This window comes from Pseudoalteromonas sp. SG44-5, from assembly GCF_014164175.1.
GTDB lineage: Bacteria > Pseudomonadota > Gammaproteobacteria > Enterobacterales > Alteromonadaceae > Pseudoalteromonas > Pseudoalteromonas nigrifaciens.
Genome location: NZ_JACJES010000040.1, coordinates 1 through 9,389 on the forward strand (window position 1 = coordinate 1; position 9,389 = coordinate 9,389).

At 41.4% G+C, this 9,389-nt stretch carries 6 protein-coding genes and 2 rRNA genes; 5 read left to right on the forward strand and 3 right to left on the reverse strand.

Annotated elements, in window-relative coordinates:
- The first annotated feature begins 2 nt into the window (after positions 1–2).
- The 3 genes from rrf (H5079_RS17815) to glsB all read left to right on the forward strand — a co-directional run bounded on the left by rrf (H5079_RS17815) (position 3) and on the right by glsB (position 1,373).
- A 5S ribosomal RNA gene (gene rrf, locus H5079_RS17815) occupies positions 3–117 on the forward strand.
- Between the two features lie 66 nt (positions 118–183).
- A 5S ribosomal RNA gene (gene rrf / locus H5079_RS17820) occupies positions 184–298 on the forward strand.
- A 151-nt stretch (positions 299–449) separates the two neighbouring features.
- The gene (gene glsB / locus H5079_RS17825; RefSeq protein ID WP_011328992.1) at positions 450–1,373 is read left to right on the forward strand and encodes a glutaminase B; all 924 of its coding nucleotides are present in this window, start codon (positions 450–452) and stop codon (positions 1,371–1,373) included.
- A 22-nt stretch (positions 1,374–1,395) separates the two neighbouring features.
- Here the strand turns inward: glsB and H5079_RS17830 are convergent, their stop codons facing one another.
- Positions 1,396–2,700 (reverse strand): inosine/guanosine kinase, encoded by a 1,305-nt coding sequence (locus H5079_RS17830; protein WP_011328991.1) that lies wholly within the window; start codon positions 2,698–2,700, stop codon positions 1,396–1,398.
- Positions 2,701–2,878: 178 nt separating this feature from the next.
- Between H5079_RS17830 and tadA the strand changes: the two genes are divergently transcribed.
- Positions 2,879–3,385 (forward strand): tRNA adenosine(34) deaminase TadA, encoded by a 507-nt coding sequence (gene tadA / locus H5079_RS17835; RefSeq protein WP_089368672.1) that lies wholly within the window; start codon positions 2,879–2,881, stop codon positions 3,383–3,385.
- Here tadA and H5079_RS17840 read toward each other — a convergent pair.
- Together H5079_RS17840 and mltF are read right to left on the reverse strand one after the other, a co-directional pair.
- Entirely contained in the window at positions 3,382–3,549 is a 168-nt protein-coding gene (locus H5079_RS17840) for a hypothetical protein (protein WP_167376939.1), read from the reverse strand. The two genes, tadA and H5079_RS17840, sit on opposite strands and share 4 nt — an antisense overlap.
- Positions 3,550–3,744: 195 nt before the next feature.
- Positions 3,745–5,157, reverse strand: a complete 1,413-nt coding sequence (gene mltF, locus H5079_RS17845; RefSeq protein WP_011328988.1) for a membrane-bound lytic murein transglycosylase MltF — start codon at positions 5,155–5,157, stop codon at positions 3,745–3,747.
- Between the two features lie 211 nt (positions 5,158–5,368).
- Here mltF and purL point away from each other — a divergent pair, with 211 nt between their 5' ends.
- Positions 5,369–9,259 carry a phosphoribosylformylglycinamidine synthase gene (gene purL / locus H5079_RS17850; protein ID WP_089368671.1) on the forward strand — a complete coding sequence of 1,297 codons (3,891 nt, stop codon included), beginning with the start codon at positions 5,369–5,371 and terminating at the stop codon, positions 9,257–9,259.
- Positions 9,260–9,389 lie beyond the last annotated feature (130 nt).

Sequence of the window (9,389 nt, forward strand, 5' to 3'; positions counted from 1 at the left end):
TGCTTGGTAACAATAGCGTTTTGGACCCACCTGACCCCATGCCGAACTCAGTAGTGAAACGAAACAGCGCCGATGATAGTGTAGCATTTGCTATGTGAAAGTAGGACATTGCCAGGCTCCAAATTTAGTCGAGAGACTTTAAATTGAATAAATTATAAAAATAAGAAAATTGAAACGAATTTTCTTGGTAACAATAGCGTTTTGGACCCACCTGACCCCATGCCGAACTCAGTAGTGAAACGAAACAGCGCCGATGATAGTGTAGCATTTGCTATGTGAAAGTAGGACATTGCCAGGATTTAAATTAAAGAAACCCGTTACAGTAATGTAACGGGTTTTTTGCTTTTTAGAATTTATAAAGTAAGCACAAGCTATTTAAAAAGTGAAAGCGTACTTACTGCTTGCATGCTAAAATTCTGCTTTATATAACCGTGTAATTGAGGTTTCTATTGCCTACTACTGATTATCAACAAGTATTGAATGACATAACCCAAGAGGTAGCTCCCTTATTATCACAAGGTAAAGTGGCCGATTATATTCCGGCGTTGGCAGAGGTTGATCCCGAACAATTTTCTATTGCTATTTACACTACCTCAGGCGAAACATTTTGTGCGGGTGATTGTACGCAACAATTTACTATTCAATCTGTATCAAAAGTAATGACATTAACGTTAGCATTACAACGTTATGGTGATGAGCTGTGGCATCGCGTGGGGAAAGAGCCATCAGGAACTGCATTTAATTCGCTTACTCAGTTGGAATTTGAAAAAGGCATACCTCGTAACCCATTTATTAATGCAGGTGCGATTGTAACCTGCGATGCTTTATACAGTCGCTTATCGGCTCCTATGCATACTATGCTTGAAACATTTCGGGCTTTATCGGGGAATAGGTGTATAGCAATAGATAAAAAGGTAGCAAACTCAGAATATGAGTTTAGGCATAGAAATGCGGCTATGGGGCATTTAATGAAGTCATTTGGTAACTTTGAAAATGAAGTGGATGATGTGCTTTGGGCTTACTTTAACTTTTGTGCTATTGAACTAAATTGTATTGAACTGGCAAAAGCGTATAATTTTTTAGCTAATAATGGGATTGATAACACTTCAGGTAAACGGGTGTTACCGAGCCGTCAAACTAAGCAGCTTAACTCTTTACTCTTTACCAGTGGTTTATATGATGCAGCAGGTGACTTTGGTTATAGGGTAGGTATGCCGGGGAAATCTGGGGTGTCTGGTACGGTTTTAGCGGTATTACCTAATAAATTTACTGTTGCGGTATGGTCACCAGGGTTAAACTCTTTTGGCAACTCGGTGGCGGGAATAGCAGCATTAGAGCTGCTATCAAAAAAACTCGACATTTCAATATTTTAAGGAGCTATTGCTCCTTAAAATCTTATTTATCCCAGTAGACTAGTTCGAGGCAATCTTCGCGCTCTGGTAAACCACGAGATAAGCGAGGAGAGTGCTGCACTAATACTTCAAAGCTTGCTCTGTTAGCGTATTTACTTATTTGTGATAATGACGAGTAGGTAATTGCTTTTTGCTGGTGTTTTGCTGAGTTACTGACGTTTATTTTATGATAAACATTGGCAGATAAATCATGTAAAACCGCCGCAAGCGCACAATCACCAGCACCATTGGTGTTTTTGATTGAATCAGGGCCACCCATAAATGGGGCTGTGTGGCTATAGGCTCTAATTGGATCATCACAGTCAGCTTTGCGCATAGCACGTGAGAACTCATAACGATTAAAATCTGGAATTGCACCAGGTAATAATGTGTACTCGGTTTCGCGTTTTAATTGCTCGTCAACGTAACCTGCCATGAATAAGCCTTTTTCACCGGCAGTACAAATTACTAAGTCGACCCAATCAAGCGCTTTATCAGCTGCTAAAAGGGGATCTTCAAAACCAGTAATTGCCAAGCCTTCCTCTTCGTTCATTGCAAGAATATCGACATGCTTTTCAACAAAGTTAGCCCACCAGGTTGGATCTTGTTCAATTAAGAATTTAGTTCCAAGTGTAAGTACCACAGGTACACCAGCATCATTAGCGTATTTAACCGCTTGTATGGTGGCTTCTGTCATGGTTTCTGCGCCTTGAGTGCGCATTAAATAAGCACTGATCACCAACGCGGAAGAATTTTCAATAAGGCTTTTATCGATAGATTCAGGGCGTAAGTGGTTCATTAACCCTGCACTTATAGCAAAGGTTCGCTCACCAGTTTCATCAATTAGTGTAAAGCAGCGACCAATTGGCCCATCTACTGGTTGTAAATAATCTAAATCTACGCGGCTTGAGGTATTACATAAAAAACGATAAGCATAACTGCCTATATTTATGTTTTCACTCATTACGCCCAATAGCACAGATCTGTCATCGGCAAGTACTGAATAGTTGTGCATAGTATTACCAACGGTTCCGCCAGCATACTCGTAGTCAACCATTTCATGTAGCTTTAAACGCTCATATAAGGCGTTAGTGACGTCACTATCTATAACTTGTGACATGCCTCGTTGCAGCTTAAATTCATCAAGGAAAGCTTGATCGACCTTGGCTTCGATATCGACAACAATCTGATCGATTCCGGTAATATAGCTACTGTGTAATCTTTCTGTGGCGTTAAGTTGATTAGTTAGTGGATCTTTGGCTTCCACTGGAAAATAATGTTTATGCCTGCGACGTCCAGGAAATTTCATTTGCTACCCGTATTGTGAGCTAAATAAAAAAAGCGTGAGATTATAGCGCGAATCCCCCCTTAGGAGCCACGATAAACCGTTTTAATTTGTTTTATTTTTGCAATAAATGCCGTAATTACGCACTTTAATTAGCTAACTTGATATAATTCATGCATAAAAAATAATTAAAGTAGCTTCAATGAACGAACGATTTGATGACAACTATTGGATGCAACAAGCGTTAACGTACGCAAAGCAAGCAGAACAACTAGATGAGATCCCTGTTGGTGCCATTCTTGTTAAAGACAATCAGCTTGTTGCTGCAGGGTATAACCGTTCTATTACTGATAATGACCCATCAGCTCATGCTGAAATGATGGCTGTACGTAAAGGCGGTAAAGCACTTAATAATTATCGTTTAATTGATTGCACGCTTTATGTGACCTTAGAGCCATGCTCTATGTGCGCGGGGTTATTAGTGCACAGTAGAATTAAGCGTTTAGTGTTTGGTGCTGCCGATGCTAAAACAGGATCTGCTGGCTCGATTATGAATTTGTTGCAAGAGCCTAAGCTAAATCATCAGGTGGAGGTATTAGGTGGTGTACTAGAGGGGCAGTGCGCTACTATTATATCTGACTTTTTTAAGCGCAGAAGAGCGCAAATTAAGGCAGCCAAAAAGGCTGCTCGTAATAGCAATGAACTTTAACTTGCTGCCATTAAAGCATCTAGCTCTGCCATTTTTTGCATTGCAAACATTCGGCGGCGCCAAATTATTTTTTTATGTAAATTACGCAGCATAACGCGGCGTCGAGTTGCTGTTGAGTTAATTGTTTTTCGTTTGAATCTTTGCGTGCGTTTACGTTTTAGCATGTTTTCTCCTAATGCAATAATGAGAAATGCACAAATTATATCCAAATTACTCAGATGTTTATCATTAATTAATGTGAATATATAATTAACACACATTATTGAACATTTGATGACAAGTAAACAGTTTTTTAATTACCCAGGGCGTATTTACTTAGAGTAATGAATTAGTTGTTATTATTATCGTTTGTCAGTTTACTATTTTGCTTCAACCTCATCCCCAATTTTAGGGGCAACTACAGGTGCTTCTGGTTTTTCTTCTATTGCGTTATTTTCATCAAGCCAAACTAGGGCATCGTAATAACGGCGAATATTATCAACATAGCTCACCGCAACATCACCACGAGAATAGCCATAACGCGTTTTTCGGTAGTAACGTTTTTTAATTAGTAATGGTAAGCGCTTTTTAACATCGGCCCACTTATCAGGGCTTGCGCCTTGTTGTTTAGTAATAATTCGTGCGTCGTTTACATGTCCCCAGCCTACATTATACGCAGCAAGTGCGAGCCAGGTTCTGTCTGGTTGTGGAATACGATCAGGGATACGTTTAATTAGTTTACTTAAGTATTTTGCGCCACCGCGAATATTTTGCTCTGGCTCTAGCCTATTAGTAACCCCAACCTGCTTAGCTGTATTACGGGTTAGCATCATAATTCCTCGCACCCCAGTTGGGGATTTTGCTCGCGGGTTCCACATAGACTCTTGATAGCTTAATGCTGCGAGTAAACGCCAATCAAGTGTTCCTGCATATTGTTCAAACCATGGTTGGTATTTAGGCAGTGTTTCTTTTATTGCTTCAATATAGGCAAGTGTATTTACGTAGTTAAATTGACGAACGTGACCAAAGTATTTTTCTTCAAGTACATAAAGTTGATTATTTTGTTTTGCTTCACCAAAAAAAGGGACTAATAAAGCATAAAGCGAATCGTCATTTGATTTACGCAGCATCCACGCGATCGGGTCGTTATGCGTAATTGAAAAACCAATACTTAAATTAGGGTGATAACGACGAAATAACGATAACGTATGGGTGTCGGCTAAAGTGTAATCTATTTCGCCATCAATAACGGCTTGTAGTAACTCTTCTTCGTCAAATTCTTCGGTTTCGCTCCAGTTAAGTTCTGGATTGCTTTTTTTTACTTTTTGTAAAGTAAGTGAGTGACTACTTTTAGCTATAACCATGAGATTACCAGTTAAATCATCATAGTCGCGTGGTCGCTCTATACCTTGTTTATACACTAGTTTTTGACTAATGGTTCGGTAGGTAGGGCCAAAACGATATTGTTGTGCACGTGTTTTATTATAGGTAAGGCCTGAGGCAATTAAATCAAGATCACCGCTTTGCAGGCGTGCAAACATGTCTGATAAATTAAAAAATGGGACTATTTCAAGCTCTACACCTAAATAGTCTGCAAAGGCCTGAGAAAGCTCGTATTCAAAGCCTTGCTCACCTTGTACTGCCTGATAATAGTTACTGGCACTGGCTAATGTACCCACTCTAATTTTGTTTTGCGCTTTTATTTGGGCAAGTTGAGTCGACTGCTCTTGTATATCGCATGCACACAACAGCATAACTAAAGTAATAATTATGATTAGTTTTTCTTTCAACATTGTTTGCCTCTTTAACGCCCTAATCCCCGTTATAACAAAACTTAGCCATTACGTCACTTAGCGTTTAGTTTTATTCGTTTCGAGTGGCTGTAAATAAAGAAAAAAAGTTAATTTTATGAAAAGCGAAATTATGAGTTAAATCTAAGTGCTACTTAGACTATAATGTTGCCCTAAAATATCGTTCAATCCCTAACCCCGGATGAAATTATCTATGTTGATCCTTCGTGGTGCACCAGCACTTTCAGAGTTCAGAGTTAATAAAATTTTAGCGCGTTGCCAACAATCGCAACTTCCTGTCACCAACGTATATGCTGAATATGCGCACTTTGCCGACTTAACATCGCCATTGAGTAGCGCTGAGCAAACCAAGCTTGAAAAACTATTAACCTACGGTCCAACTATTGCTGAGCATACCCCAGCAGGTAAACTTGTATTAGTAACACCTCGCCCTGGCACTATTTCGCCTTGGGCTTCTAAAGCAACCGACATAGCCCATAACTGTGGCTTAAAGCAGGTTCATCGTGTTGAACGCGGTATTGCTTATTATGTTGAAGGTGAGCTAAACGCAGAGCAACTTTTACAAGTAACGGCGTTATTACATGACCGTATGACCGAAGCAACACATAGCCAGTTTGAGGATGCTGCGCAACTATTTCGCAGTGATGCACCGCGTCAAATGTCATCTGTAGACATTTTAAGTGGTGGGCGAGAAGCGCTTGCAATTGCTAACGTTGAACAAGGTTTTGCCCTTGCAGATGACGAAATAGATTACCTAGTAGAAAACTTTATAAAGTTAGGCCGTAATCCTAACGATATCGAATTGTTTATGTTTGCCCAAGCAAACTCAGAGCATTGTCGTCATAAAATATTTAATGCAGACTGGACAATCGATGGTGAAGAGCAGCCAAAGTCGCTGTTCAAGATGATTAAAAATACTTTTGAGAAAAACCCTGAAAATGTATTGTCGGCATATAAAGACAATGCCGCGGTAATGAAAGGCTCAAAAGCGGGGCGCTTCTTCCCCAATGCGCAAGGTGAATATGCGTATCATCAAGAAGACATCGAAATACTAATGAAAGTTGAAACTCATAATCACCCAACCGCCATAGCGCCATTTTCAGGTGCTGCTACAGGCTCAGGTGGTGAAATACGTGATGAAGGTGCTACTGGCCGTGGTTCTAAGCCTAAAGCTGGTTTAGTTGGCTTTACTGTTTCTAACTTACGTATTCCTGGTTACGAGCAACCGTGGGAAAGTGATTTTGGTAAACCTGGGCGTATTGTTACCGCTTTGGATATTATGACTGAAGGGCCGCTTGGCGGCGCTGCATTTAATAATGAGTTTGGCCGTCCTAACTTGTTAGGTTACTTTCGTACCTATGAAGAGCAAGTGACAAGCCATAATGGCCTTGAGGTACGTGGTTACCACAAACCAATTATGCTTGCCGGTGGTTTAGGTAATATTCGCACAGACCATGTACAAAAAGGTGAAATTCCTGTTGGTGCTAAGCTCATTGCTTTAGGTGGCCCAGCAATGAACATAGGTTTAGGCGGCGGTGCAGCATCAAGCATGGCGTCTGGGCAATCAAATGAAGATTTAGATTTTGCTTCAGTACAACGCGAAAACCCAGAAATGGAACGTCGTTGCCAAGAAGTTATCGACAAATGTTGGCAGCTAGGTGATGAAAACCCAATTGCGTTTATTCACGATGTGGGCGCCGGTGGTTTATCAAACGCATTTCCTGAACTAGTAAATGACGGTGGCCGTGGTGGTAAGTTTCAACTACGCGATATTCCAAATGATGAGCCAGGTATGGCACCACACGAAATTTGGTGTAACGAATCGCAAGAGCGTTATGTACTTGCCGTAGGTGTTGAAGATTTTGACCGTTTTGAAGCTATTTGTAAGCGCGAACGAGCACAGTACGCGGTAATAGGCGAAGCGACTGCTGAGCCACACCTAACGGTTGCCGATAGCCACTTTGATAATAACCCTGTTGATTTACCACTAGACGTATTATTAGGTAAAGCACCTAAAATGCATCGCGATGTAACCTCAAAGCAGGTTGTAGGTAAAGCACTTGATGTTACAAATATTAATGTAGCAGATGCGGCGCAGCGTTTATTGCGCTTACCAACCATTGCAGAAAAAACCTTCCTTATTACAATTGGCGATCGCTCGGTAACAGGCTTAGTAGCGCGCGACCAAATGGTTGGCCCTTGGCAAGTGCCTGTGGCTAACTGTGCTGTAACTGCTGCTACATACGATACTTACCATGGTGAAGCTATGTCGTTGGGCGAGCGCACTCCTGCAGCGCTATTAAATTACGCTGCATCGGCGCGTTTAGCTGTGGCAGAGTCGTTAACAAATATTGCCTGTGCAAATATTGGTAGCCTTGAAAATATTAAGCTTTCGGCTAACTGGATGGCAGCAGCGGGTCACCCTGGTGAAGATGCTGGTTTATATGAAGCAGTAAAAGCCATAGGTGAAGAACTTTGCCCAGCGCTTGGTTTAACAATTCCAGTAGGTAAAGATTCTATGTCGATGAAAACGACATGGAAAGATGAAGGTGATTCACAAGAGAAATCAGTAACATCACCGCTATCGTTAATTATCACTGCCTTTGGCCGTGTTGACGATGTACGTAAAACAGTGACACCGCAGCTACGTACCGACAAAGGCGAAACATCACTTATTTTAGTTGACTTAGGTGCGGGTAAAAACCGCATGGGCGCATCAAGCTTAGCGCAGGTTTATAAGCAATTAGGTGATATAACGCCTGATGTTGATAGCCCAGAGTTATTAAAAGGCTTTTATAACGCCATGCAAGTATTGGTAGCTGATAGTAAGTTACTTGCTTATCATGACCGTTCAGACGGTGGTTTATTTACCACAGTTGCCGAAATGGCATTTGCTGGCCACACAGGTGTAACTGTTGATATTAATGGCTTAACAGGCAACGACATTGAAGCGCTTTACAACGAAGAGCTTGGCGCTGTTATTCAAGTGGCTAATAGTGATTTAGATGCAGTTAATGCGGTACTTAAAGATCATGGCTTAGCGACAATCAGCCATATTATAGGCACGCTTAATAGCGACGATGCGATTGTATTTAACCGTGGTAAAAATACCGTGCTGAGTAACACGCGTACAGAGCTGCGTACTATGTGGGCAGAAACAACGTATCAAATGCAGGCGCGTCGCGATAACCCTGAGTGCGCTAAGCAAGAGTTTGATGCCAAATTTGATGTTAAAGATCCTGGCTTAAACGTTAAGTTAAACTTTGACTTAAACGAAGATATAGCAGCACCGTATATTGCAACGGGCGCTAAACCACCAATGGCTATTTTACGTGAGCAAGGAGTTAACTCTCATCTAGAAATGGCTGCCGCATTTAATCGTGCTGGTTTTGCTGCCATTGATGTACACATGAGCGATATTCTAGAAGGGCGTTTATCGCTTGAGCAGTTTAAAGGCTTAGTGGCATGTGGTGGTTTCTCTTACGGTGACGTATTAGGTGCAGGCGAAGGTTGGGCTAAGTCGATATTGTTTAACGACATGGCGCGTGAACAGTTCCAAAGCTTTTTCCACCGTGAAGATACCTTTAGTTTAGGTGTGTGTAACGGTTGCCAAATGTTATCTACTTTAAAAGAGTTGATCCCAGGTACTGAGCATTGGCCACGTTTTGTAACGAATAAGTCAGAGCGTTTTGAAGCACGTTTTAGCTTAGTAGAAATACAAGAAAATCCATCGGTATTCTTTAATGGTATGGCTGGTTCGCGTATGCCAATTGCAGTATCGCACGGTGAAGGTCATGCTGAATTTGCAAACGATAACGCAGTTAAAGCAGCATTAGACTCGGGTACTGTAGCGGTTAAGTTTGTAGATAACTACGGTAATCCTACAACGCAATACCCAGCAAATCCAAATGGCTCGCCAGAAGGGATTACAGGTATTACCTCAACCGATGGACGTGCAACAGTAATGATGCCGCATCCTGAGCGCGTATTCCGTGCTGTTGCTAACTCTTGGCACCCAGATGAGTGGCGAGAAGATAGCCCGTGGATGCGTATGTTCCGCAACGCGCGTAAAAATGTAGGTTAATAACCTAACTGCTCAATTTAGGTTCATTTAAGTTGAGTATAATAAAAAGGCTGCCTTGTGCAGCCTTTTTTGTTTATGATTACCTAGAACCTAGAACCTAGAACCTAGAACCTAGAACCTAGAACCTAGA

What these genes read in the sequence shown, in the direction of transcription:
- H5079_RS17830 (WP_011328991.1), bottom strand. Translation starts at nt 2,700, where the DNA reads ATGAAATTTCCTGGACGTCGCAGGCATAAACATTATTTTCCAGTGGAA.
- tadA (WP_089368672.1), top strand. Translation starts at nt 2,879, where the DNA reads ATGAACGAACGATTTGATGACAACTATTGGATGCAACAAGCGTTAACG.
- H5079_RS17840 (WP_167376939.1), bottom strand. Translation starts at nt 3,549, where the DNA reads ATGCTAAAACGTAAACGCACGCAAAGATTCAAACGAAAAACAATTAAC.
- mltF (WP_011328988.1), bottom strand. Translation starts at nt 5,157, where the DNA reads ATGTTGAAAGAAAAACTAATCATAATTATTACTTTAGTTATGCTGTTG.
- purL (WP_089368671.1), top strand. Translation starts at nt 5,369, where the DNA reads ATGTTGATCCTTCGTGGTGCACCAGCACTTTCAGAGTTCAGAGTTAAT.